This is a genomic window from Paraburkholderia sp. CNPSo 3272 (genome assembly GCF_024206495.1).
In the GTDB taxonomy this organism is placed as follows: domain Bacteria; phylum Pseudomonadota; class Gammaproteobacteria; order Burkholderiales; family Burkholderiaceae; genus Paraburkholderia.
Genome location: NZ_JAMBPQ010000031.1, coordinates 14304 through 39660, shown reverse-complemented (window position 1 = coordinate 39660; position 25357 = coordinate 14304). Strand labels below are relative to the sequence as shown.

At 65.4% G+C, this 25357-nt stretch carries 23 protein-coding genes; 9 read left to right on the top strand and 14 right to left on the bottom strand.

The features are described from left to right. Positions 1-73 precede the first annotated feature (73 nt). Entirely contained in the window at positions 74-736 is a 663-nt protein-coding gene (locus M3I53_RS28155) for a helix-turn-helix domain-containing protein (protein WP_254319134.1), read from the bottom strand. A 163-nt stretch (positions 737-899) separates the two neighbouring features. On the opposite strand from M3I53_RS28155, the gene M3I53_RS28150 reads away from it, so the two are divergent. Then, on the top strand, positions 900-2099 hold the full coding sequence (locus M3I53_RS28150) for a glycine C-acetyltransferase (RefSeq protein ID WP_254319133.1): 1200 nt from the start codon (positions 900-902) through the stop codon (positions 2097-2099). Between the two features lie 17 nt (positions 2100-2116). Next, complete coding sequence (gene tdh, locus M3I53_RS28145) at positions 2117-3148, top strand: L-threonine 3-dehydrogenase (protein WP_254319132.1); 1032 nt, start codon at positions 2117-2119, stop codon at positions 3146-3148. Positions 3149-3172: 24 nt separating this feature from the next. Here tdh and M3I53_RS28140 read toward each other — a convergent pair whose 3' ends face one another. Further along, entirely contained in the window at positions 3173-3850 is a 678-nt protein-coding gene (locus tag M3I53_RS28140) for a YceI family protein (protein WP_254319131.1), read from the bottom strand. Between the two features lie 201 nt (positions 3851-4051). On the opposite strand from M3I53_RS28140, the gene M3I53_RS28135 reads away from it, so the two are divergent. The 6 genes from M3I53_RS28135 to M3I53_RS28110 all read left to right on the top strand — a co-directional run bounded on the left by M3I53_RS28135 (position 4052) and on the right by M3I53_RS28110 (position 8760). After that, entirely contained in the window at positions 4052-4897 is an 846-nt protein-coding gene (locus M3I53_RS28135) for an AraC family transcriptional regulator (RefSeq protein ID WP_254319130.1), read from the top strand. Positions 4898-4964: 67 nt separating this feature from the next. Continuing rightward, positions 4965-5939: a DMT family transporter gene (locus M3I53_RS28130; RefSeq protein WP_083244992.1), complete on the top strand. Its 975-nt coding sequence runs from the start codon at positions 4965-4967 to the stop codon at positions 5937-5939. A 98-nt stretch (positions 5940-6037) separates the two neighbouring features. After that, a complete protein-coding gene (locus tag M3I53_RS28125) occupies positions 6038-6760 on the top strand; it encodes a TetR/AcrR family transcriptional regulator (RefSeq protein ID WP_254319129.1) in 723 nt (240 codons plus the stop codon). Then, positions 6753-7232, top strand: coding sequence for a nuclear transport factor 2 family protein (locus tag M3I53_RS28120; protein WP_254319128.1), 480 nt, complete (start codon positions 6753-6755; stop codon positions 7230-7232). The genes M3I53_RS28125 and M3I53_RS28120 overlap by 8 nt, the downstream gene beginning before the upstream one ends. A 188-nt stretch (positions 7233-7420) precedes the next feature. Continuing rightward, a complete protein-coding gene (locus tag M3I53_RS28115; protein ID WP_254319127.1) occupies positions 7421-7993 on the top strand; it encodes a hypothetical protein in 573 nt (190 codons plus the stop codon). Positions 7994-8163: 170 nt separating this feature from the next. Continuing rightward, positions 8164-8760 (top strand): thioredoxin fold domain-containing protein, encoded by a 597-nt coding sequence (locus M3I53_RS28110; RefSeq protein ID WP_254319126.1) that lies wholly within the window; start codon positions 8164-8166, stop codon positions 8758-8760. A gap of 128 nt (positions 8761-8888) precedes the next feature. On the opposite strand, the gene M3I53_RS28105 is transcribed toward M3I53_RS28110, so the two are convergent. From M3I53_RS28105 to M3I53_RS28060, 10 genes are all read right to left on the bottom strand, one after another. Continuing rightward, the gene (locus M3I53_RS28105; protein ID WP_254319125.1) at positions 8889-9782 is read right to left on the bottom strand and encodes a DUF1571 domain-containing protein; all 894 of its coding nucleotides are present in this window, start codon (positions 9780-9782) and stop codon (positions 8889-8891) included. Positions 9783-9894: 112 nt separating this feature from the next. Then, positions 9895-10938 carry an alpha/beta fold hydrolase gene (locus tag M3I53_RS28100; protein ID WP_254319163.1) on the bottom strand — a complete coding sequence of 348 codons (1044 nt, stop codon included), beginning with the start codon at positions 10936-10938 and terminating at the stop codon, positions 9895-9897. Positions 10939-10949: 11 nt separating this feature from the next. After that, the gene (locus M3I53_RS28095; protein ID WP_254319162.1) at positions 10950-11840 is read right to left on the bottom strand and encodes an alpha/beta fold hydrolase; all 891 of its coding nucleotides are present in this window, start codon (positions 11838-11840) and stop codon (positions 10950-10952) included. Between the two features lie 8 nt (positions 11841-11848). Continuing rightward, complete coding sequence (locus M3I53_RS28090) at positions 11849-12748, bottom strand: metal-dependent hydrolase (protein WP_254319124.1); 900 nt, start codon at positions 12746-12748, stop codon at positions 11849-11851. Between the two features lie 32 nt (positions 12749-12780). Beyond that, a complete protein-coding gene (locus tag M3I53_RS28085; RefSeq protein ID WP_254319123.1) occupies positions 12781-13665 on the bottom strand; it encodes an SDR family oxidoreductase in 885 nt (294 codons plus the stop codon). A gap of 30 nt (positions 13666-13695) precedes the next feature. Then, complete coding sequence (locus tag M3I53_RS28080) at positions 13696-15240, bottom strand: NAD(P)/FAD-dependent oxidoreductase (protein WP_254319122.1); 1545 nt, start codon at positions 15238-15240, stop codon at positions 13696-13698. Positions 15241-15453: 213 nt separating this feature from the next. Continuing rightward, positions 15454-16383 (bottom strand): MerR family transcriptional regulator, encoded by a 930-nt coding sequence (locus tag M3I53_RS28075; RefSeq protein ID WP_254319121.1) that lies wholly within the window; start codon positions 16381-16383, stop codon positions 15454-15456. 123 nt (positions 16384-16506) lie between these two features. Then, positions 16507-17331 carry an OmpW family protein gene (locus M3I53_RS28070; protein WP_141710540.1) on the bottom strand — a complete coding sequence of 275 codons (825 nt, stop codon included), beginning with the start codon at positions 17329-17331 and terminating at the stop codon, positions 16507-16509. Positions 17332-17539: 208 nt separating this feature from the next. Next, a complete protein-coding gene (locus M3I53_RS28065; RefSeq protein ID WP_254319120.1) occupies positions 17540-18805 on the bottom strand; it encodes a DUF2957 domain-containing protein in 1266 nt (421 codons plus the stop codon). Between the two features lie 105 nt (positions 18806-18910). Continuing rightward, entirely contained in the window at positions 18911-20320 is a 1410-nt protein-coding gene (locus M3I53_RS28060; RefSeq protein ID WP_254319119.1) for a DUF2957 domain-containing protein, read from the bottom strand. A 747-nt stretch (positions 20321-21067) separates the two neighbouring features. On the opposite strand from M3I53_RS28060, the gene M3I53_RS28055 reads away from it, so the two are divergent. Beyond that, positions 21068-22090 (top strand): hypothetical protein, encoded by a 1023-nt coding sequence (locus M3I53_RS28055; RefSeq protein ID WP_254319118.1) that lies wholly within the window; start codon positions 21068-21070, stop codon positions 22088-22090. A 414-nt stretch (positions 22091-22504) separates the two neighbouring features. Here the strand turns inward: M3I53_RS28055 and M3I53_RS28050 are convergent, their stop codons facing one another. After that, positions 22505-24373 carry an ATP-binding cassette domain-containing protein gene (locus M3I53_RS28050; protein WP_254319117.1) on the bottom strand — a complete coding sequence of 623 codons (1869 nt, stop codon included), beginning with the start codon at positions 24371-24373 and terminating at the stop codon, positions 22505-22507. Continuing rightward, positions 24370-25263, bottom strand: a complete 894-nt coding sequence (locus M3I53_RS28045) for an extracellular solute-binding protein (RefSeq protein WP_375542598.1) — start codon at positions 25261-25263, stop codon at positions 24370-24372. The genes M3I53_RS28050 and M3I53_RS28045 overlap by 4 nt, the downstream gene beginning before the upstream one ends. Positions 25264-25357: the final 94 nt, after the last annotated feature.

Sequence of the window (25357 nt, the reverse complement as noted above, 5' to 3'; positions counted from 1 at the left end):
TATAAATATACAGTAGTCGGACCGATCGCGCAGCCTCGTCAGTTCGGCTTGGGCCCAGTGGTGAGGCGGGCCGTCAGCCGTGGATCACCACCAGCAGCGCGCGCGCCTCGCCCTTGCCGGCGTTGCGGATCGCATGCGCCTGATCGGCGATGTAGCGCGCCGTGTCCGCGGCCTTCAGGCGCTGCGTCGCGCCGGCCGCCTCGACCTCGATGCTTCCCTGCAGCACCGTGAGATGCTCGCGCGTCCCGGGTTCGTGCGCGGCCGAAACCAGCGCCCCGCCGGGCTTGAGCGTCAGCTCATACCATTCGAAGTGGCCGGCAAGCTCAATGGGTCCCCACACGCGCAACTGGTAACCCGCGTCGTGGCCGTGCAGCGTCGGGATGTCGTGCGGCCCGGCCACCGCGATCGCTTCGGGCGCCTTAGGGGCGGCGAACAGCGAATCGAGTTTGACGCCCAGCGCGTTCGTGAGCCGCCATGCCACGGCAATGGTCGGGTTCGCCTTGTCGCGCTCGATTTCCGATAGCATGGATTTTGAGACGCCCGCGGCGCGCGAAAGGTCGTCGAGTGTCATCTTGCGCTCGGTGCGCAGCCGCTGGATCTGCTCGCCCACGCGCGGCGGCGCGATGGCCGGTATGGCGGAAGCAGGCGGTATGTTGGTCGCCGCGGATACGGCCGACGCCGGTGCGTCAATAACGGTGCCTGCCGGGGCGGTGCGCGGTTTGCGGGTGCTTGCCATTCACGGCCTCATCGATTAGAGTGCGTTCGACATATCGAACTTAGGTTCGAAATAAAGGAAATTTTCGCCAGCGGCTGACGGCGACTATAGCAAACTGCAGACAAACCGCAGGCCTGTCGCAGCAAAACTGCGGCAGGCCGCAGCGATGTGAGGAGCACGATTCATGCGTACCCCGTATCTCGACCACTTGCGCGCGACGCTCGACCAGATTCGCGCCGATGGCTTCTACAAGAACGAGCGCGTGATCGCCACGCCGCAGTCGGCCGACATCCGGCTCGCAGACGGCAGCGACGTGCTCAACTTCTGCGCGAACAACTACCTCGGCCTCGCCAATGACGCGCGGCTCATCGCCGCCGCGAAAGACGGCCTCGAGCGCGATGGCTTCGGCATGGCGTCGGTGCGGTTCATCTGCGGCACGCAAACCGTGCACAAGCAGCTCGAAAGCGCGCTCGCCACGTTCTTGCAGACCGAAGACTGCATTCTCTATTCCAGTTGCTTCGACGCGAACGGCGGCCTCTTCGAAACGCTGCTCGGCGAAGAAGACGCCATCATCAGCGACGAGCTCAACCACGCGAGCATCATCGACGGCGTGCGCCTTTCGAAGGCGCGCCGCTATCGCTACCGGAACAACGATCTTGCGGACCTCGAAGCAAAGCTGAAAGAAGCCGACGAAGCCGGCGCGCGCTACAAGCTCATCGCCACCGACGGCGTGTTCTCGATGGACGGCATCATTGCCGACCTCAAGGGTATCTGCGATCTCGCGGACCGCTACGACGCGCTCGTGATGGCCGACGACTCGCACGCGGTGGGCTTCATCGGCGAGCATGGGCGCGGCACGCCCGAGCACTGTGGCGTCCTGCAGCGCGTGGACATCATTACCGGCACCCTGGGCAAGGCGCTGGGCGGCGCGTCGGGCGGCTATATCGCTGCGAAGCAGGAAGTCGTCGACCTGCTGCGCCAGCGCTCGCGCCCCTATCTTTTCTCCAACACGCTCACGCCGAGCATCGCGGCCGCGACGCTTGCGGTGCTCGAATTGATTGCGAGCGACGAAGGCGCACAACTGCGCCGCCAGGTGCGAGAGAACGGCGCGCAGTTCCGTCGCGAAATGAGCGCGCTCGGCTTCACGCTCGTGCCCGGCGAGCACCCGATCATTCCGGTGATGCTCGGCGATGCCCAGGTCGCCTCGAAAATGGCAGATGCGCTCCTGCACGAGGGCGTCTACGTCATCGGCTTTTCGTATCCCGTCGTGCCCAAGGGCCGCGCGCGCATTCGCACGCAGATGAGCGCCGCGCACACGTCCGCGCAGATCGGTCGCGCCGTCGAGGCGTTTGGGCGGGTCGGCAAGCAGCTCGGCGTGATTTAACAAGGATTGCGAATCAAATGAAGGCACTCGCCAAACTCGAACGCGCGCCCGGACTCACGCTCACGCGCGTGAAGAAGCCCGAAGTCGGCCACAACGATGTGATGATCAAGATCCGCAAGACCGCGATTTGCGGCACGGACATCCACATCTGGAAATGGGACGACTGGGCGCAGAAGACCATTCCGGTACCGATGCACGTGGGCCACGAATACGTGGGCGAGATCGTCGAAATGGGCCAGGAGGTGCGCGGCTTCCAGATTGGCGATCGCGTGTCGGGCGAAGGGCATATCACCTGCGGCTTTTGCCGCAATTGCCGCGCGGGGCGGCGTCACCTATGCCGCAATACCACGGGCGTCGGCGTGAACCGCGAAGGCGCGTTCGCCGAATACCTCGTGATTCCGGCCTTCAACGCGTTCAAGATTCCGCCCGAGATCTCCGACGATCTCGCCGCGATCTTCGATCCGTTCGGCAATGCTACGCACACGGCGCTTTCGTTCAACCTCGTGGGCGAGGACGTGCTGATTACAGGCGCGGGGCCGATCGGCATCATGGCCGTGGCGATCGCGAAGCACGTGGGGGCGCGCAACGTCGTCATCACGGACGTCAACGACTACCGGCTCGAGCTTGCGCGCAGGATGGGCGCGACCCGAGCCGTGAACGTTTCCCGCGAGTCGCTGCGCGACGTGATGAACGAACTGCACATGACGGAAGGCTTCGACGTGGGCCTCGAAATGTCGGGCGTGCCGAGCGCGTTTACGGCGCTGCTCGAGTCGATGAACCACGGCGGCAAGGTGGCGCTCCTCGGCATTCCGCCCGCGCAAACCGCCATCGACTGGAACCAGGTCATCTTCAAGGGGCTGGAAATCAAGGGCATTTACGGTCGCGAGATGTTCGAGACCTGGTACAAGATGGTCGCGATGCTGCAGAGCGGGCTCGATCTCTCACCCATCATCACGCACCGCTTCAACGTGGACGACTACGAGAAGGGCTTCGCGGCCATGCTCTCGGGCGAGAGCGGCAAGGTGATTCTCGACTGGACCACGGCCTGAACGCGCATTGATTTGAAGAGGCTGTTACGGCGCTGCGCCCGGAACCGGCTGCTCGAATTCGGCCTCGATGCGCACGTCGATCTCGTCGCCCACGGCGGGATACCAGCTCGTCAAGCCGAACGCCGAGCGCTTGAAATGGCCCGATGCGGTGAAGCCTAACGTAGGCTGCTTCGTGAGCGGATTCGGCGCGTAGCCGTTCAAGGTGACGTCGAGCGTCACCGGTTGCGTCACGCCGCGGATCGTGAGATTGCCCGTGAGCGTGCCGCGCCCCTCGCCCGTGCGCTCGAAGTGTGTGCTCGTGAAGCGGATCTGCGCATAGCGCTGCACATCGAGCATCTGCGATCCTTTGACCATGGTGTCGAGCGCGCCGACGTTGGTGTCGAGGCTGGTGGCGTCGATGGTCGCGGCGACCGAGGCCGCTTCGAGACCGCCTGCCTGCCAGTCGAGCGTCGCCTGCGCGCGGTCGAAGCGCATCACGAAACGCGTGTAGTGGAAGTGATCGACGTCGAACACGACGCTCCAGTGATGCGCATCCATCACGTAGTGCCCCGCCGGCACGTCGGCTTCCGTGCGGCTCACGCTGTGCGTGACCACGCGCAGCGGCGTGCAGGCGGCGAGACTCGCTGTGCACAGCGCCACGCAGAAGGCGCGGCGCGAACCGCGAACGAGAGGCGCAAGCGATACCGGCGGCCGGTCTTTCATCTCATCTCCCTTTGACTTGTCGACATCCGTAATGACGTTTGGCGACGTGCGTTTCTTCCATCCGGTTCGCGAAGCATATCGCGGCGGGGCCGGATCGCGGCGACCCGCGCAGTTTTTTGTCCAGGTCACGCGCACATTGCGCGCCGCGCGAAACTCGGGTCTCATACGCCGATTGGAGCCCGAACGAGCGGAGAGCCGACCATGCCAGCCACGAACCACGCCGTGCGTTTTCACGCCACGCTCGTGCGCGACGTCGACGCGATGACGGCCGCCACGGCGCGCGCGTTCGGGCGTCACACGCACGACCAGTACGGCATTGGCGTGATCGATCGCGGCGGCCATGTCTCGCTCAGCGATGCGGGCCAGGTCGAGGCCGTGTCGGGCGACCTCATCCTCGTCAATCCGGGCGAGGTGCACGACGGCCGCCCGCTCGACGCCGCCGGACGCACGTGGCGCATGTTGTATTTCGAGCCGCGCTGGGTCGACGCGCTGCAAGCCGACATCACGCAAGGTGATGACGCCACTTTTGCGCTCCACGCGCCGGTGATCAGCGAGCCGCGTTTGCGCGCGCTGTTCGATGCGGCTTTCACTCATGTCACCGACCCAGGCCATGACCTCTCGCAGATGGCCTTCGACGCCGCCGCGCTCGAGGTGATCACGCGGCTCGTCGAGGCGCTCGGCCACCGGCGCGTGCTCGCGCAGTGCTCACCGGCGTCGCTCGCGCGCGTGCGCGACATGATCGACACCGACCCGGCCCAACCGTTCTCACTCGCCGAACTCGCGCAGGCGGCGGGGCTGAGCCGCTTCCAGCTCCATCGCGGCTTTTTGCGTGCGTTCGGTGTCGCGCCGCACGGCTACATCCTGCATCGCCGCGTGGCGCTCGCGCGGCGCCTGCTCAAGGCGGGTCATGCCCCGGCGCAGACCGCGCTGGCCGCCGGTTTTTGCGACCAGAGCCACTTGAACCGCGCGTTCGCGCGACAGTTCGGCGTATCGCCGGGGCGTTACCGGCTTGCGCGCGGCATGAGTCGCACGCGCATCATCCGCTGACGCACAACGATCCAAGACGGCGCGTCGTGGTGAGCCTATACAGGCGTATCACCACGAGGAGCGCTCCATGTCGAACCGATTGCCGTCGCGCGAAAACGCGCGGCGCTTGACCCTCTCCCCCCGATCCGTCGCGCAGGCGCAATTGACGGCGGCCATGCTCACCGTGGGCAGCACGGTCATTGCGAGCAAGGCCATCGGCGCCGGGCTCGATCCGCTGCCGGCCACCGCGCTGCGCTTCGGGATGGCGTTGCCGGTCTTTCTGCTGCTCATGCGTCTGACCGGTACGGCGTTTCCGCGTCCCGGCCTGCGCGACGCGCTGTTGCTCGTCTCACAGGCTGCGATCGGCAGCGTCGGCTATACGGTCTTGCTGATCGCGGGCACGCAGCGTACTTCGGCGAGCGATGCCGGCATCATCCTCGGCACGCTACCGGCGGTCTGCGCGTTGACGGCGGCGCTGGTGCTCGGAGAGCGGCTGCGCGCAAGGACGCTCGTTTCGGTGACGATCGCGAGCCTCGGCGTGGCGATGATCACACTCGCGCCCGGCGAGCATCGCGATGGCGCTCGCTCGCTCACGGGCGACGCGATGATCCTTGGCGCCGTCGTGTGCGAAAGCCTGTTCGTCCTGCTGAACAAACGGCTTTCGCAACCGTGGCCGCCCCTTGCGCAGGCGAGCGCGATGACGGGCATCGGCTTCGTCGTAGCGGGCTTGTGCGCGCTGCCCGGCTGGTTTGGCGCGGCTCACACCGTGCAGTTGAACGCCTTGCTCGGCGTGGCGTATTACGCGCTCGTGCCGACGGTGGCCGGATTCTGGCTCTGGTATGCGGGCGCGGCGCGCGTGCCGGGCGGCGAGGCCGCAGTCTTTACCGCGGTGGCGCCGGTGTCGAGCGTGGCGCTGGCCACGGTGCTGCTCGGCGAGCCGCTTACGCTCACGCGCGTGCTCGGCCTCACCCTGGTCGTGGTCGCCGTGTTCGCGGTCTCAGGACGCGGGCTGTGGGATCGCGTTAGGGCGCAGCGCAGCGCGCGCGACAGCAAAGTGTCTTGACTTGGGAGAATGATCGTTCTACATTGCGGACTGGGAGAACGATCATTCTCCCGCTGACCTTCGCAATCCCGCCGCAATCGCGCCCAACGAGACTAGCCATGAGCCCGCCCGCCGTAACGAACACCGAAGCGAACGCAGACGCGCCGCAGGCCGATGCGCGCGAGCGCCTGCTCGAAGCCGCCGAGGCGCTGATCTACGCGGGCGGCATTCACGCAACGGGCGTCGACGCGATCGTTCGCGCGGCGGGGGCGGCGCGCAAGAGCTTCTACACGTATTTCGAATCGAAGGACGCATTAGTCGCGGCTGCGCTTTCGCGGCGCGACGAGCGCTGGATGCGCTGGTTCGTCGCCGGTACGCTCGCGCGCGGACGCACGCCGCAGGCACGCCTTGCCGGCATGTTCGACGTATTGCGCGAGTGGTTCACGTCCGAGGGCTTTCACGGTTGCGCGTTTCTCAACGCCGCCGGAGAAATCGCGTCACCCGACGACCCGGTGCGCGTGGTCGCGCGCGAACACAAGGAACGCCTGCTCGACTTCGTGCGCGAACAGTGCGAGGCGTGGGTCGCGAGCGTCGGCGCAGATCGCCGGATCGCCGCCCGTCTCGCGCGGCAATGGCTGATCCTGATCGACGGCGCGATCGGCGTCGCACTCGTGAGCGGCGACCCCGATGCGGCGCTCGACGCACGCGCGGCAGGCCGATCGTTGCTCGACGCTCTCACACCGAAAAGCGGTTCCGATTCCCCAAGCCAATCCCAAAACCGATCCCCATCGCGCGCACCGCCACGGCGCGCCGCCCAACGCAAGGAGCAAGACCATGAGTGATTCGCCCGAAGTGCGTCCGCCGCTGCCGCCGTTCACGCGCGAGAGCGCCATACAGAAAGTGCGCGCAGCGGAAGACGGCTGGAACACGCGCGACCCGCAACGCGTTTCGCTTGCTTACACGCCGCAAAGCGTGTGGCGCAATCGCGCCGAGTTCGTGACGGGCCGCGGGGCCATCGTCGAACTTCTCACGCGCAAGTGGGCGCGCGAGCTCGACTATCGCCTGATCAAGGAGCTATGGGCGTACACGGACAATCGCATCGCGGTGCGATTCGCCTATGAGTGGCACGACGATTCGGGCAGCTGGTTCCGCTCGTATGGCAACGAAAACTGGGAATTCGACGCGAACGGCCTGATGGCGCGCCGTCACGCATCGATCAACGACCTGCCGATCCGCGAGACGGATCGTCTCTATCACTGGCCGCTCGGGCGCCGTCCCGACGACCATCCGGGCCTTTCCGACCTCGGCCTCTGACGCTTCGCTTTCATCGGGGCAACTCGCTGCGCATGGCACCGTGCCGGCGGCGAGCGAGTTGCCGGATCCGAGCCTGGACTCCACTGCGCACGCATCGGGTTGCGGTACAGTTCGTCATTCACCGCGAACCAGCAACCAGAAAACAGGCGATCCCTTGGCGGATCGGCGCAAGAAAGGACGGAGAGCCCATGCGGTTTTGGCAGAAGCAAGGTGGCGCAGCAACCAGAACGAGAACGACGGCGACAACGCAGGCGAAGAGAACGAAACGCGGCGCGGCGGCTGCCCTGCTGCTCCTGCCGCTGCTGCTGCTCGGCACGGCGCAGTCGGCGCAGGCGGCGAACTGGTGTAGTTCGGGCCTGTGGGTAGATGCGATGGTGGGCTCGTACCACATCCATCCCGACAAGGACTTCGAACAATTCAATCCGGGCCTCGGCATCGAATGCTGGCCCGGCGACACGTGGGCGCTCACGGCAGGCGGTTTTCGCAACTCGTTGCGCCGGCCCTCTTATTATGGCGGCGCAGTGTGGGCGCCCGAGTTTCTGCACTGGGGTTTCGTGCGGCTCGCTGCGATGGGCGGCATCATCTCCGGCTACAACTATGGCAACTGGGGTCTCGGCCACGACCATACGATCGGGCCCGTGGTCGCGCCTATCGTGATGGTCGCGTACAAGCGCGTGGGCGTGAACTTCATCGTCATTCCGCCGATACCGTCTGACGATCTGCCGTTTACCATCGGGTTTCAGTTGCGGTTCAAGTTCTAGGTCCAACGTCCTCCCGCAAACTCTCACCTTTGCTGCTCACCTGACGCCTTTGCCATATTGGCGTCAGTGACGTGCCACGGCCCGACCATAAGATACGAGCCTTCGCTTCACAGACGCGCGACGTGACGCGCTATCCAGGTCAGAGGAAAAGAATGAAGAAGTTCACACGCATGCTGATCGCCGCAGGCGCACTGGCCATGAGCGCCGGCGCCATGGCCGCCGCGGGTCCTGAGCCCACCTGGTTGCCCGCAACGGCGGCTGCAAGCCTGCAGAATGCGAGTGCGATCGTAGAAGGCGCGAATGGGTCGAACGTGAAGTCGACGCTTTATGTCTTTATGGACCCAAACTGTATTTACTGTCACCTGGTGTGGAAAGCGCTGCAACCGTATGAAGCGGTCGGCCTGCAGGTGCATTGGATTCCTATGGGCTTTCTGAAACCCGATTCGGCGGGCAAGGCGGCCGCTCTGCTGGAGGCGAAAGACGGCCCCGCGCTGCTTAAAGAGCTGGAAACGCACTACTCGGAGAAGGACGAATCGGGCGGCATCGCACCGCTCGCGCACATTTCCGCCGCCGACAAGAACAAGCTCGACGACAACATCAAGCTCTTTCAAGACCTCGGTTTCGACGGTACGCCTACGCTTATTTACCAAGGCTCGGGCGGACGTTGGGCCAATGTCAGCGGCTTGCCGAAGCTGGACGACTTGCCGGGCATGCTGAACCTGCCGGCGCAACCGATCACCGATGCCGAGTTGCAGAAGTATCGTTGAGCGCGCGCGGCGGTGAGTCATTCACCGCATCGTGAGTTCACCGATACAACGATAGGTGAGGAGTTCCAGGAGTCGAATGTCGTGCGCTCCTCCCGGAAAGCCTCACCTTTGTTCTCGTAGCCCAGGTTTCAGAACTTGTAATCGGGATTCTTCGGATCGAATGCTTCGTCGTCGAAGGATTTCGGCGTGATGCTGTCGATGACGATTTTTTCGAACATCTGCCCGTCGTCGCCGTAGGCTTCGACGGTGCGGAAATACGGATGCCGCAGGTCCAGCCCGAGCGTCTGCTTCTTCGCGTAGTACTGCGGCTTGCCGCTCGGCGAAACGTAGGTCAGCGCCACCACACGTACGCCATCTATCGTTTTCACCTCGACTTGCGGCTTGTAGGACGCGCCCACTTCGACGTACTTCTTCGCGTCGGTCATGAACTGGCTCACGATGAATTCGGTGCCGAGATCCGTGATCTTGTGATTCGACTGCGAGCGCGCGAGCGTACCGTCGAGCGCGGTCCACATCGGCATCACGCCGAGCAGGCCGCCGAGGTGTCCGTACATTTCGTCGCTGCGCTTCGAGGCGTCGTAGATCACCTCCTCGCCGGAATGATCGCCGTCGGGCAGCCATTTCGCGTAGATGCGCAGCGGCTCGTGCTCGAGCTTCACGAGCATGTGCGCGGGCTTCGCGGGCCACTTGCCGTTCAGGCGCTCCCAGCGCGACAGCACGAATTCATATGAGGGATAGCCCGCCGGGCCGAGCTTGATGAGCGTGGGCACGACGAGCGGATCGAACGCTTCGAAAAGCGCGGTGAGTTGCACGTCGTCCATCTTCGTGAGCGCGTCGCTCTTCTGCGCGCGCTGCAGCCAGCGTACCTGTTGATCGACGCTCAGTTTCGCGACGTCGGCGGCGGACGTTGCGCTTTGCGATGCGTCGCTTGTTTGCGCGCCCTTGCCTTGCGCGAATGCCGTGCTGCTGGCGAGCGCAAGCGCCGCACACGCGATGAACGTCCGCGCTTTCTGAATTTTCATTTCCTGTCTCCCTTGATGAATGCTTGCGGCCCGCGCGTTCGCACGCGGGCCGACGCATTTTTCGGCTTCGCGATTTCCTCTTCACGCAGCGCACGCCGTGTGGCGAGGCCGGCTAAGTCACAGACGGATTGCCCAACACGCCCGGTGCCGGCGAACCGATGTCCGTGCGCGACTCATCCGCCTCGATCGCGCGCGCGTGGCTCGCGTGCACTGTGCCCGAGAGCGCGGAGAGCAGCCAGTCGTAGGTCGTGGACGGCGCGGTGACGGGCAGCATATGGCCGCCGCTCATCACCTTGAGCGTCACCTGGCTCGTGAGGCGGCTGAGCGCCTCGCCGTGTCGGGTCCAGTCGAGCACGACGTCGTCACGGCCAAACAGAACATCAACGGGAACGCTCAGTTTTGCGTAGCGTTGTTCCATCTGCACGAGATCATCGGCGTCTTCAATCGCGACGAGATCGGCGGAGGCGTTGTAGAAGCCGCTGGGCCGCAAGCTCAGGAGTCCGCCGCCGCGTGTGCGGAAATCGCCCGGTACGGCCTCGGGCGCGAACACCTGCTTGAGGACCGCGGAACTGGTCGCGAGTCCGATGGGGGTCGCGAACGTGCGCGCCACGAAGCGGCGCATGGCCTGCGAGCGCAGCACGAGCGCGCGGAAGGCCTTGGGCACCTCGGTCTGGACGTGCGTGAGCGGCGCGATCAGCGCGAGCCGCGAAACTGCGTGCGGATGATCGAGCGCCACGGCCAGCGCGATTGCGCCGCCCAGCGAGTGCCCGACGAGCACCGGCGATTCGAGACCCAGCGCTTCGATGAAGCGCGCGACCGTGCGCGCCTGCGCGCAGATGTTCGCCGATGCGTGTGGCCCGCGTATGGAGTAGCCGGAGCCTGGGCGGTCGATGAGTATCACGCGATGCTCGCGTGCGAGCGCCTGCATGGGCAGCCACGCGAAGTTGCGCATTTGCCCGCTCAGGCCGTGTATGAACACAATCGGCGGTCCGCTGCCGTACTCGACGTAATGAATGCGGTCGCCGTCGATGTCGATCAGCTGGCCGTCCATCGGCACGGCCGCTTCGATGCGGCGCGTGGCGCGTCGCGAGAATGCGGCAAGCGCAGCGCTTCCTGCGGCAAGCGCAACGCCGGCGGCAACGACCGCGACAGGCAGGGCAACGGGGTTCACTGGCGGTCCTCTGTGTGCAGGTTGGATTCGAAGCGTTGCTCGCATGGCGAAGCGCACGTGGCAAAACGTACGAAGCGCGCCGCGATCTGCCGCGCCTCGCTCACCACGGCCCAATGCGGCGCGGCGATAATCTCGCGCTGATGTTGTCCAAGCCAGCGCTCGATGCCTTCGGACATGGCCGGCGTTACATAGCGGTCCAAACGCGGCACGATGAACTGCACCGGAACGCGTGTGCGGCGCTCGCGCGGACGCAGCGCACACGCTAGAAAGTTCGCGCGGTAGAGTTGCAGCCCATTGAGCGCGTTGCGCAAGCGCTGGGGATCCGGCTCGACGCGCACACACTCGGTCTTGCGCAGCCACCACGGCCACAACGCCGCGCCCCCGAGCCGCCAGACGAGTTCGGGCACGAGCGGTAGATGAAAGAACGCGATGTACCACGACTTCAGCAACTGCGCAGGAACGCGCGGCTTGAGAAAAACGTGGTCGAGACAAGGACCGGATATGGAGGTGTACGAAGCGATCCGCGCGGCGTTCGCCGGATCGGTCACGGCCTCCCAGCACTGGATCGCCCCCCAGTCGTGCGCCAGCAGATGAAACGCGCGCGCGCCGCAGGTTGCATCGGCGACCGCAAGCAGATCGCGCGCGAGTTGTGCGAGCACATAGCCAGAGCGCGCACGCGGCGCTTCGGAAGCCCCCATGCCGCGCACATCGTAAGCGATGACGCGAAATTGCGCCTCCAGTTCGCTGCGCAACGCGCTCCAGATGCGCGCCGAGTCGGGGTAGCCGTGCACGAGCACGACGGGCGGCGCATCGTCGGGCCCGCTGACGTAAACCGCGAGGCGCACGTCGTCGGACTGGACGAACACGGGTTCGGGCGCGCCACGCATGACGCGGCTCACACCGCGCGCGGCGTTGCCGCCGGATGCAGCGGCACGCGGCGCGGGGCGGCGCGCGAGGCGTACTGCGCGTTGGTCTCGTCGATCTGCGCAACGAGGCCGTCGATGCGCGCGAGATGGCGCCGGTTGTCGTGATCCCACGGATGGAAGCCGGGCTTGAAAAAGCGCAGCCATTCGAGCGCGATGCCGGGAAACACGCCGTGACGCGGCCCGTAGAGAAACTTCACGAGCTTCCATATGCCGCGCACCTTGCCCAGGCGGCGGCGGTGCGCGCGCAAGAGCGCGAGGTGATAGTCGAACACGATGAGCCAGAAGAGAACCGTGGTGGCGAGCATCGTACCGGTTCGCATGAAATAGCGCTTGACGCCTGGCTCGACCACGAGATTCCAGACATCGAACGAGACCGACTTGTGCTCGGTTTCCTCCAGCGCGTGCCAAAGCCACATCTGCTTGTAGCCCGCCACCGAGCCTTCGATGCGCGTGCCCGTATCGGCGAGCAGCAGGTCGGCGAGCATGGCCGTGTAGTGTTCGAGCGCCACGGTTTGCGCGAGTTGCAGCGAAGGCGGCAACACCTTGCGCGCGAAGTTGAGGATGGCCCACAACCGCTTGTCGAGCTTGTGCGCAGGCAAGCCCGCCGCCTGCAGCAAGTCGTTGTATTCGACGTGTTCACGCGTGTGCATCGCCTCCTGGCCGATGAAGCCCATGACCTGCTTCTTGAGTTCGGGGTCCTCGATGCGGTCGCGATAGTGCCGCACCGAATCCATGAAGAAGCGCTCGCCCGCGGGAAAGAGCAGCGAAAGCGCGTTGAAGAAGTGGGTGACCGGCACGCCCTTGACGTGCCAGTCACAGGCCCTTTCGGGCGGTAATGCGAAGCGGATGTCGCGCCGTATCGGCATCATGTTGTGGCTCCCTGTTGTGTGCCTGCTGTTGTTCATTGCGTGGCGGCGGACCCGCGCGCGGCGCGGCGGCGCGCCTTCGCGGCTTCGCGCCGCGCGCTCATCACGATCAGCGCCTGGTACGCGGCGGGCAGCGTGCGCGCGAGCCAGTCGGCTGCGCGCGCGTCGCGGCCAATCAGCACGCGCCGCGCGTTGCGCCTCACGCCGTTCAGGATGGTGCGGGCAGCGTCGTCGGCAGTGGTGATGAAGAACTTCTCGAAGTCGTCTTTGCCTTGCTGCTCGCTCGCCACCATAAAGCCGACCATGTTGTGGGCCACGCGGCTCGATTGCGCGATGTTCGTGCGAATGCCGCCCGGATGCACGCAGGTCGCGGACACGCCGCAGCGCATCATGTCGAGTTCCTGGCGCAGCGCTTCGGTAAAGCCGCGCACGGCATATTTGGTCGCGTTGTAGCCGCTCATGCCTGGTTGTGCGAAAAGACCGAACACGCTCGACGTATTGACGATGTGCCCGTCGCCGCTCGCCTTCAGATGCGGCAGAAATGCCTTCGTGCCATGCACGACGCCCCAGAAGTTGATATTCACGATCCACTCGAGGTCGCTGTACGCCATGCCTTCGATGGTGCTCGACAGCGCGACGCCCGCGTTGTTGAAGACGAGGTTGATGCCGCCGTGCGTGGCAACTGTTTCGTCGGCCCACGCGAATACGGCGTCGCGCTCGCTCACGTCGAGCACGCGCGTGCTCACGCGTACTGAAGGGGCAAGCGCGCCCACGATGCGAGCGGTCTCCTCGAGCGCCGGGGCGTTCCGGTCGGCGAGCGCGAGATGACAGCCGGCGCCGGCAAGCTGGAGCGCGAGCGCGCGGCCCATGCCCGAGCCGGCTCCGGTGATGGCGGCGACTTTATTGTCAAAGCGTTTCATGGGCGGCTCCGGGGGGGCGATTGCGCCTCTTCAGGCGGCTTCAGTGGGTTGCGTGGCGACGGTGAGCGGCGCGTCGTGCTGCGTGACGTGCGGCGCGCGATAGACCTGGTAATCGGCGATAGAGAAGCGCGCCGTGGCGCGGCGAAAGCGCCAGGTGAAACCGGGCCACAGCGTCGTGTTCTTGCCGTTGCGCGGGTCGAGGTACCAGCTCTTGCAGCCGCCCACCGACCAGATCGCGCGGCCAAGCTTGTTCTGGATGCGCTCGTTGTAGCGCGCTTCCACATACGGCCGCACGTCGATCGAATCGGCGCCGTCGTGCTTCATGGCGGCGAGCGCGCCGAGCACGTACTCGATCTGCGATTCGATCATGAACACCATCGAGTTGTGGCCAAGGCCGGTGTTCGGGCCGACCAGCATGAAAAAGTTCGGATACCCAGGCAGGCTCGTGCCGAGATAGGCATGCGCGCCGTTGCGCCAGGTCTCGACGATATCGATGCCGCCGCGGCCCACGATCGTGCCCGGCGGGAATGGATCGGCCACCTGAAAGCCGGTGCCGTAGATCAGGCAATCGACCTCGTGATGCACGCCGTCGGCGGTCACGACGCCGGTGCGATCTACACGCTCGATCGCGCTCGTCACCACCTGCACGTTCTTGCGCGAGAGCGCCGGATAGTAGTCGTTCGAAATGAGCACGCGCTTGCAGCCGATCGTGTAGTCGGGCGTCACGGCCGCGCGCAGTTCGGGGTCGAGCACCTGGTGGCGGATATGGCGCAACGCCAGCTTCTGCACGTTCTTCATGAGCGCGGGATGCACCGCGAAGCCGAGCACGCGTGTTTCGAGCATCCAGTAAAGCCCCGCGCGCGCGAGCGCCTGCGTGAAGGGCAGCGTGCGGAACAGCCATCGTTCCAGGCCCGAAATGGCGCGGTCGGGCTTGGGCATGATCCAAGGCGGCGTGCGCTGGAAGAGCGAGAGTCGCGCCACGCGAGGCGCGATCTGCGGCACGAACTGTATCGCGCTTGCCCCCGTGCCAATGACGGCGACGCGCTTGCCTTCGAGCCCATAGTCGTGGTCCCAGTGCTGCGAGTGGAAGGCCTTGCCCTCAAAGGTGTCGAGTCCCGCAATCGCCGGCAACGCGGGGCGCGAAAGGCCGCCCATGCCCGAGATCAGCACGCGCGCGGTGACGCGCCGGCCATTGGCGAACCCGAGGCGCCAGCAGTGCGCGGCTTCGTCCCATGTCGCGTTCGTGAGTTCGTGCCCGAAGTTGAGCCACGGAAAAAGCCGGAACTGATCGACGCAGCGGTTCAAATAGGAGCGAATCTCGGGCTGCGGCGCGAACATGCGCGTCCAGCGCGGATTGGGTGCGAACGAAAACGAGTACACGTGCGATTGCACGTCGCAGGCGCAACCGGGGTAATGATTGTCGCGCCAGGTGCCGCCCACGGCGTTGGCCTTCTCGAATACCGCGAAGTCCTGGTTGCCGCTTTGCAGCAGGCGGATCGCCATGCCGAGGCCGGCAAAGCCAGTGCCGATGATGGCGATGCCGATCGCGTCGCCGGTATGGGCGGGTGCGTTCATCCGGTGCGTCTCCCTGTTGTCGATCCATCTGTGACTGTGACATTGATGGATGTAAACATAGTGCGATCGATGCCGATGCGCAAGGGGCTAGATTCAGCGCTCTAACACATCAACAACAGTAGGGGCGCAAGGAGAGGCCAGCGCGTGAAAGGCTGCCTGGCGGGGCCTTTCACGCGCTCGGGGAAGCAGAAACGAGGAGAGGCACGTGCGCGTTTAACGCTTCTTGAGCGCGGTTTTCTTCGCGGGGCGAGCCAGTTTTGCGGCAGCCGGCGCGCGCGCGGCGCTCTTGCGAGGCGCGGCTTTGGGCGCGCGTTTCTTCGCGGCGCTGGCAGGCGCGGCTTCGCCTGCGCGCTCGCGCCCAAGCGTCTTGTCGAGGATCGTCGCGACCCGGCCGCCCAGATAGTCGCTCGACTGCGCTTCGAGCGCGCGCAGGATCTCGTGCTCGACGAACACCGTGGAAAGCGGGCGCAGCCGCCAGATCGCGTCGACGAGCGCGGGCATGTCCGTGGCGGGGGGCAGCGCGCCCTGATCGTAGCGATCCAGATGGCGCACGACCATTTCCACCAGCACGCGCGCGATGGCGTCGAAATGCGGACGCGTTTCTTCGAGCACGTCGAGCAGCTCGCGCGCGGGAATGCCCTCGCGCACGGTGGCCGCCGCGGCGTCGAGCATGCCCGGATTGCGTGAGACGAACGACAGCCCCTGGCGTTCGAGCAGCCCGAGGTCCGCGAGACGCGAAAGGCTGCTCGGCGCTTGCGGCCCGAACAGCTTGATGAGCTGCGGCAGCGAATACGTTTTCGGCCGCGTATGCGACCAGGGACCGCCAATCGCATTCTCCAGGCCGAGGATCGAGCGCAGGTCGCCGCCGTCGTCGATCGCGAGGATGAGATCCTGAATGTTGGCGAGCGTGTAGCCGCGCGCCAGCAGATGGTGAATGAGCTTGAGCCGCGCAACGTGCGAATCGTTGTAAATGCCGACGCGTCCGCGCTTCTCGGGCGGCATGAGCAGGTCGCGGTCCTGATAGGCGCGCACGTTGCGCACCGTCGTGCCCGCCACGCGCGCGAGTTCGTCGACGGTGTATTCGCTGTCGGTGACCCGCTCGGGCGCGGTATCGGTCACGGGGGCTTTGGGCGTTTTCGGCATGCCGCGATTTTAGCGCGAGCGGCCGCGAGCACGCGAGCGCACGCAAAGGTGCGCGCTTTGCCGCAGGCTTTCTCGCCCTTACGCGCATGCGCCTCCTCGCCGTTGCGCCGGCACGACGCGCCCTTAGAAGCGGTAAGAAAGCGCGAGGAACGAGATGATCGGATCAGCCTTGAGGTCGGCCCGGCTCACGCCGAGCTCGCTGCCGTCCGCTGCCTTGACGATCACCGAGGACGTCGTCTTCAGCGGAATATAGGTGACCGACGCAACGATCCCCAGATGCTTCGTGACGTTGTAGGTGGCCCCGAGATTGAAAACCGGCGACCACGATGACGACGCCTTTGCGCTGATCTGCGTTTGCCCCGACTTGCCCGCGCCCGCCGCGAGCACGGAGCCGAGATCGTCCTGGGTGGCCTTCACGAAGTTCGGATTGAGCTGGATATCCGAGAACCAGTTGTACGACACGCCGATGCCGAGGAACGGGCGGAATTTCGCATCGGCGTCGCGAAAGTAGTACTGGAAGATCAGCGCCGGGCTCCATTGGCGCACGCTGCCGACGATGGGGTTCGTCGCCGGGTCGCTGAGATTCTGGCTACCGAGCGCGCCCGCGGGGCCTGGCGGCTTGATCGTGCCGTGACCATAGAGCTTGAATGTGGGCGGCACGCCCGCCACCGAGGTAAGCGCGATATGGTCCGTGAAGAAGTGGCTGATGACGAGGCCGACCGTATCCGCATTCGATGCCGAAAGCCCCGTGCCCGCCGAAGTGAACGAACTGGGCAGCCGCAGCGGCGTGTTGATCGGCACGGGCGCGACGTCCGTGGTGAGCGGCGTGCTCGAATGCTGCGTCGTGACGTGAAACCAGCCGAGTGCGACGACGTTGTCGCCGGCGTGCTGTGCATACGCACTCGCCGTCAGCCCGGCGGTCAGCGCCGCCACTGCAATGCGTTTCATCATGTCCCTCCCAGGAACGGGTGCGCCTTACCCGCGCGCGGGACGGCTCGATGCATGCTTCGGGATGTCTGGCATGCGTCGTCCGCCTTTGCTGCGCGCGCCTTTGTGGCCCGGCCGCCGCCGCCTTGCGCGACGGCCGGGAGTGGCCACCTCGTGAATGGCGCGGTTCGCCGCGCCGGTTATTGTTCGATGCGTTGCTTTGTGATCCTTACTGAACGAACGCGCCGGCCGTGAAGTACGGGTTCGATGGCGTCGTCATGTCGAGGTAGCCGAACACGCCGCCCGTGAAGATCATCTTGCCGGTGGGTGCCGAGCCGGTGGAGGCGCCCACGTGCGTGGTCGTCACCGTGCCCGGTACGGTCTGGGTGAAGTTCAGATCGAGGGCCGTGGCGAGTGCGGCCTGCGAGGCGTTGAACGGATCGAGCAGCGTGGCCTGCGTGCCTTCCAGCGCGAGCGTTCGATAGTCGAACTGGCTGTCCACGCCGATGTATTCGCCGTTCTGCGAGCCTTGCGCGATGGCCGTTTGGGGCGCGAGCACGGAGATGCCCGATTCGTCGTCGGCCACCGGGCCCGTGGCGCCGCTTTGGGGATCGACACCGACTTGCGGATACGCCACGCCGGTGCGTACGAGCACGGGCACGAGCTGGCCGCGCAACTTGCCGACGATCATGAAGCCCTTGCCGGCCGGCTCCGTGGTGACGAGCGTCGGCTTGACCTGCCCCTGGAAGTGATCGGTTTCGAACGCGCCGCTGCCGTCGGCCGACTGCGCGAAGTTGGTGCCGGGCTGCTGGCACTTGCCGGCGTTCACGCCCGTGTTGTCGCATTCGGTCCAGGTGCCGTTGGCGTTGATCGTGATCTTTGCGTCGACTGCTGCGGGCTGGAAATTCTGCGAAGGCACCTGGTGATAGCCGAGCTGGCTGTACGTGCCGGCGACGTTTGCGAGATTCGTTTCGATCGCGGAGAAGCCGATGAACGGGTAGTACGGGAACGTCGTGTCCGGCACGACGCCAATACCGCCCGAGCCCTTGTACGCGATCTCGGCTCCCGGAATCGTGCCGCCCGCGACCCCTTCGCCGATGAAGACGCGTGCGGGGCGATTGGGATCGAGACTCGCGCCATTCAGGCGGAACGCGCACTGATTGAGCTTCGCCGTGGGCAGGCCGGTTTCTGCCGTCAGCGTACCGGTGGCGAGCTGACCTTTTCGCGTGGGCGTCACAGTGCCGGTGGTCTGCGGGATCGGCGACTCGACATAGGTGATCTGCCAGGTCATTTTGGCCGTGTCGAGCTGCAGCTTGACGAGTTCGCCGTCGCCGCCGCCGCCGGTGTACACCGTGTTGTAGTCGAGCGAGGTGGGGCAAAGCGCTGCTTCCACGAGCGGAGGGCTACTGCTGCTGCCGTTGCCGCCACCGCATGCGCTGAGCGCAGCGATCATCGGTGCGGCAATCGAGAGCGCCGCTAAAAGTTTCCATTTCATACCGCGTCTCCAGAATCTTGTTGTTGGCGAGAGCGCCTGCCAGTCATTCGTAGTGCGAAGTTATGGCCGTCGTGGCAGATTGGGCTGCCACGACCGCCTGATGGACTACTGTGGCTGGATCAGCGCACCGACACCGAAGTAAGGCTGATTGGGCGTGGCGCTGTTCGCCGAACTGGCCGTGACGCCGCCGTTTTCCTCGCCGTTGATGAAGATGCCGTAAAGGCCGCCCGCCGCAATCAGGTTGCCCGCCTTGCCCTGGGTATCGGTCACGCCGATCAGGCCGGGGTGCGTCTGCGTATAGTCGAGCGTGAACTGGCTCTGCGTCGTCATCGTCGAAGGCTTGAGGAAGCCGGCCTGCTGGCCGTTGATGAGCGTTGCCGTGTAGGCGAAGTTCGAGTCCGCGCCAATGTAGCTGCCGTCGAACGCGCCCGACGTGAGCTTCGTGGCGGGCGCGAGCAGGGCGATGCCGGACTCGTCGTCCACCGCGATCTGGTTGCTCAGGCTGATGGTTTCGTTGACGTAGCCGGTGCGCACGACCACGGGCACGATGGCCCCGTTGAGCTTGCCGAGGATCAGGTGACCGGCGCCCCCCTGGCGGCTGACGATCACGTTGTTACCGAGGCTCAAGGGGAACGGCAACGGTGTGGGCGTCTCGATCTGCGGTGCGTCGGCGCTGTCGAAATAGCTGCCGCTCGTGCTCGCCGTCCATGCATTCGCAGCGGTTGCGCAACTCGTGTTGGTCGCGCCGCTGGGCACGCTGCAATTGCCGCTGGCGTCGTACTGCTCCTGTGTGACCTTCGCCGCCGGCGCGAAACTGCTGGAAGGCAGGATGTGATAGAGCAGCGCGTTATACGAGCCTTTGAGATCGGCGAGGCTCGTGCTCACCGAAGAAAAGCCGATGAACGGATAGAAGTCGAACGTGCGCGGCGCCACGCCGCTAAAGAGCAGATTTGCGGTGGTGTCGCCGTCGATGTTCACGGTCGCGCCCGGAATGCCGCCGCCCGCCACGCCAAAGCCGACATAGATCGTGGGCGGATTGTTGGCGTTGTACGCCGTGGTGTAGGTGCTGCCGTTGATCGTGCCCGTACCCGCCTGAAGCTGGAACGCACACGTGATCTGCGCCGCGGTTGGCAGCGAGCCCGCGGGCGGATGCTGCACGGCGCCCGTGATCGTCAGACCCGCACGTGTGTTTTGCACCGAACTCGCGGCCACGGGAATGGGCGAGGCGAGGAACGTGAGCTTGTACGTCATCTTCGTCGGGTCGATGTTCAGGCTCACGACCTCGCCACTGCCGGCGCCGCCCAGGTACGTGTTGGCCGCGATGTCCGCCGCGGCGGGACACAGCGCCGTGGCCGTGGGTGCGCTGCTAGGCGGGCCCTGGTTAGCGCATGACGAACCCGAGCATTGCGCCGGGGTGATGGGTGCCGGATTACTGGCGGTACCTCCGCCGCAGGCGACCAGCAAAGGGGTCGCGGCCGCGGCCAGCATCAAGCTGCTGCGGACAATGCTCTCCATGATTTGTCTGCCTCCCTGTGTCGTATTTATGCGCAGAAGATTGGATCATGACATTGACCACTGTCAATTGAACGAACCGTCTAAAACGCAAGACGAGATCGCTTCTGCCTGATGCTTCGGGGGTTGCGCACGCAGCAAGCGGGGTTTTTCCCGAGGCCGCCGTGCGCGCGCCGAGCGCCCCTGCGCAATTGGCGTGCCTGGAAACGCCTCGTTGACATGTCATCGCGATTCGTTGCGTGCGCCACAGTCGCTGAAAGGCAGAGGAAAGCCGTTGACCGAATCGTCTCAGTCGATCAATTTGGTTCGGATTGCAGATGGATATGCACATACTGTCACGACGGTGAGGATATTCGGGAGCAGTCACCGCACCGCAATGTTCCAACGGTGAGTCCATACGGGAATGGTCGGCGAAGCACTGCACAAACCTGTTCGCAGGGCGAGCGTCCAAAAGAAAACCAAAGGTGAGCGTGTGCGGGAGCATCGGTTCACTGCGGTGTGCGCTGCGCAGTTTTGCGTTGCACTGTTGCGCACATCGGCGGCCAGGTTGAGGTTTCTGTGACGCGCGTCACGTAACCAAAAGGTGAGTGTTTCCGGGAACATGACCGCAACGCCCGGCGTTGCTGCGCCGCGGCAGCGTCGCCGCGGCGGGGCCGTGATTCGCGGTATAGTCATTCGCGACAAGAGGCCTCGTTGTGCGCCCTGCGCTTCACCGCCGCCGCGTTCGAGCGGTCTGCAACGGAGTTATCCATGGGTATCCTGGACAGGCTTTGGCCGCGCGCGCGCGCGAAGCAGGTGCCGGAATCGCCGCAAATCCAGGCGCTGATCGAGCGTCTGCTCGTGCTCAGCCCTACGCTCAAGCTCGTGCCCGCCTGGCGCGAGCGGCTCGCCCCCGCGCTCGCGCAATCGGTCGCGTACGTGCGCGAGGTGGTGGAGCGCATGCCACCCGCGCGCGAAGCGAGCGCCGCCACCTGGTCGAGCGACCCCTATATCCACGCGTTTTTCGCTGCGCCCGACGAGGTCGGCCATGTGCTGAGCCGCTCGCCTGAACTGCATGCCTGGTTCGAGGCTCATCCACTTGCGCGCGAGACTTACGCGGTGCTCGGCATGGCCCTGAACGAGCGGCGTGCCTTCGGTGCCGAGCAGCATGGCGACGAGGTGCACACCGATGTCATGCAGACGACGTTGAGCTTCGACGACCATCAGGTGCGCGTGTGCGGCGAAACCGAAAGCGACCTTCGCGAGCAGATCGTGCAGCGCGTGGTCGAGCAGATCGCCCTGGAAGGCCTCGCACTGATCGGCGCCGACGAGTCGCGCCGCGACGTGCTGGAACAGGAGCGTGCGCTGCTCAGGACGCGGCTGCAACTGCTCACGCGTCACGGCGCGGGGACGCAACGCATGCTGGGCGAGCACGCCGTGCCAAACGCCGCCGAAGTGGCCAAGGTCGAGGCGCAGATTGCGCAGAACGAGAGCGAGATCGCCGCACTCGGCCTCAAGAGCGAAGCGCTCGAACATCAGCTTACGGTGATCTGCAGGGTGCTCGCGAATCCCGCGCAATACACGAACGTCGAAATGCGCGAGATCTGCCTGAGTCCGATGAACGTCCTGCTCGCAAACGGCGGCCCGGGCAACAGCGCCTCGATCACGTTCCCGCTCGCGCGTCTGCCGTCGAGCCCGCAAGGTCTGCGCGCCTTTTCTCTGGTGCGCTTCGCGCGCACCGACCTGCAACCGTTGCCGCGCGTGCTCGTGGAAGACAGCCGCTTCATGATCTGAGCACGGCGCCGCGGTCATCGGTGAGAAGATCCGGGAGCCGTGTGCCTGGCATCGAGACGGTTCGTCGACGAAGCGTGCCGAAATCACCGTCGCGCGTGATCGGCTGCGAAAGTTTCGCGATCCAGATGGACAGGAGAACCTGGTTCCAGCGCGCAAGATTTTCCTGGTAGTCCCAGGTTAAGGCATCCGAATATTGCCGACTACCAGGTGTTGGCAGTCAAAACCTTGCGCGCCTGGGCGCGAGACGCCTAAAGGTGAGCGTTTTCGGGAAGCGTGATCAATGGTGCAGAACTGCGTATCGGATCGCTAACCGCTTATGCAAAAAGCCCCTGTTTGAGGGGCTCTGTTGTCATCAGCTGCAACAACGGTGCAGGTATGTCGCCGCGAAAGGTGAGCATTTTCAGGAGCCGTAAATCAGGCGCCCTGCGGCGCCGGCCAGGCGAGCACGCCGTTCGCGTCGATCGAGAAGCGCAGATCGCCAGCATGCGATGCCGGCGCATCTTCTGCGGCGATATCGAAGGTTTCGCCAGCGATCTCGACGGTAACGTAGCGGTCGCCATGACGCAGCGAGGTGCCCGCCATACGCCCTTGCCACGCGCCTTCCTGCGTCGCGACGAGCGCGCGCGGCGAGACTCGCCACATTACGCGCGTGCCCACCGCGAGCGAGGTATCGGCGCAGGGCAGATTCAGTCCCGTCGGCGTTTCGATTGCGCCGCCAGCCCGCACGATCCCCTCGCCGACGTTGTGCAGGCCGAGCAGTTCGGCCACGCGCAGCGTGGCGGGCCGCTGGAATACGTCGGCCACGGCGCCCGCCTGCAGCACGCTTCCCTGTTCGATCACGAGCACTTCGTCGGCGAGCAGCGCCGCTTCGTCGGGGTCGTGCGTGACGATCACCGTCACCGCGCCGACCTCGCGTTGCAGCGCCCGCAACGACTGCTGCAGACGCCGGCGCCGCGGCGTGTCGAGCGCGGCGAACGGTTCGTCGAACAGCAGCAGTTGCGTGTGCCGCGTGAGCGCGCGCGCGAGCGCCACGCGCTGGCGCTGGCCGAACGAGAGCTGGCGAGGCAGGCGTTCGGTGAGCGTGTCGAGGCCGAGGTGCGCGAGCCAGTAGCGGGCGCTGGCCGCGTCGGCATCGACGGGAAACGCGAGCTGCTGCGCCACCGTCATGTGCGGGAAGAGCCCGTAATCCTGCGGCATGTAGCCGATCTGGCGGCGCTCGGGCGGCAGCGCGCCGAGGTCGGTTGCCCCGAGCGTGACAGAGCCCGCGTCGTTGCGCTCGAGCCCGGCGATGATGCGCAGCGCGAGCGACTTGCCCGAGCCCGAAGGGCCGATGATCGCGAGCCGGCGCGTTTGCGGCTGCCACGCCACATCGAGCGTGAACGCGCCGAGATGCCGGCGCGCCGCGAAGGCAAGACGCAGGCCGGCGTTTTCGGCCGCGGTGGCGGCCGGCGTGATATTGGTGAGCTCGTCGCCGTTGTCCAGGCTCACCGCCATCGTCGAGCGTGTGCTGCGGCTATAGACGGAGAGCACCGCGCAGATGATAGCAATGCCGAGCGTGGGCAGCAGGAGCGGCATCATCGCGGGCAGGCCCTGGCCGCCGAATACGACGTACGTATACACAGGCAGCGAATAAGGGTGATACGCGACCATCACGGTCGCGCCGAATTCGCCGAACGCGCGCAGCCAGGAGAGTGCGAGCCCCGCGCGGATGGCGGGCCAGGCGATGGGCAGCGTGACGCGAAAGAAACGGCTGGCGGCGTGATGGCCGAGCGTGGCGGCGACGTCGTCGTACACGGGATCGACGGCGCTGAACGCCGAGCGCGCCGCGACGATCAGGAAGGGCGCCGCCACGAAGGTCTCGGCGAGCACGATGCCCGTGAAGGAGTCGGTGAGCGAGCCGCCGAAGAGCTGGCCGATGCCGCTATACGGCCCGATGAGAAACAGCAGCAGCACGCCGCTCGTGAGCGGCGGCAGCGCGAGCGGCAACTGCACGACGAAGCCGAGCAGGGCAATGCCGCGCGCGCGAGAACGCGCGAGCCAGTAGCCGAGCGGCACGCCGCCCAGCAGAATGATGAGCGCGGCCACGCTCGCGCTCGCGACCGATACGCCAACCGCCGACCAGGTGGCGTGCCAGTCGACGCCGGCCCAGTCCGCCTGCCCGATCTGCGGAATGCTCGCGACGAACGGCGCGCACAGATAGACCGCGAGCAGCGCGCCGAGCCACCAGAGCGGCTGGGCGCGCTTCACGGCAACCTGCCCGGCACGCTGTGCGGCTTGTGTCATTGCTGTGCGGCGTCGATTACGGCTTGCACCGACGGCGGGATCGCCTGGGTCCGGCCGTTGACGGCAGGCCTGGTCACATCCACGCCGTGCTCGGCGAGCAGCTTGCGGCCTTCCGCCGAAAGCAGGAAGTTCACGAAGCGCGCGGCGCCGGCGCTGTTGGGCGCGTCGTTGAGAATCGTGAGTGTGTAATTCGCCTTGATATTCAGTTCCGGCGCGGGGTGGATCGCCGGAATCTTCAGGTCGGACGTTTCGGTCGAGTAGAAGAAGCCTGCGTCGAGCTGACCCGACTGCAGACGGCCAACGAGCGTTTCTTCCGGCAGGACCTGCTCGGGATTATCCGGCGCGCCCAGTGTTTTCTGCACGAGGTCAGGCTGGTTGTACGCCTGCGCAGCCTTCGTCATGAGTTCGACGGTGAAGGCGCCCTTCGGGTCGAGCTTCGGATCGGTGCGGCCAAGACGGATGCCCGGTTCCTGCAGCACCTGATCCCACTTCTTCGTCTTGAAGTCGTTGGCGAAACGGCTCTTCGCGTTGTAGCCGACGAGGAGCGGCGATTCGGCGAAATTCACGTACCACGTAACGTGATTGCCGTTGGGCTCGCCCATCAGGCTCGCATTGACCTTCGGGCTCGCGCTGATGAACACATCGCCGCGGCGCAGCTTGCCCTTGATCTCATTGGCGATCTTGTTCGAGCCGGCTGCGTAGCCCTTGAAATGCAGGCCCGTTTCCTTTTCGAACGCGGGGCCCACGCTCTTTTCCATGAGGTTCACGAGCGAGCCTGCATAGAGCACGTTGACATCGGATTCGTCGGCGAATGCGTTGGCGCTTGCACCCATCGCGCCCATCACACCGCTCATCACGACGACTGAGGCCGCCAGCTTGCGGATAAACATGTTCGATACCCGTGCGTTATAAAGGTCAATATATTACGATGGACTGCTGTATCCATGTGCTGGTGCGATTCGCTATTTTGGCGATCAGTGCCTG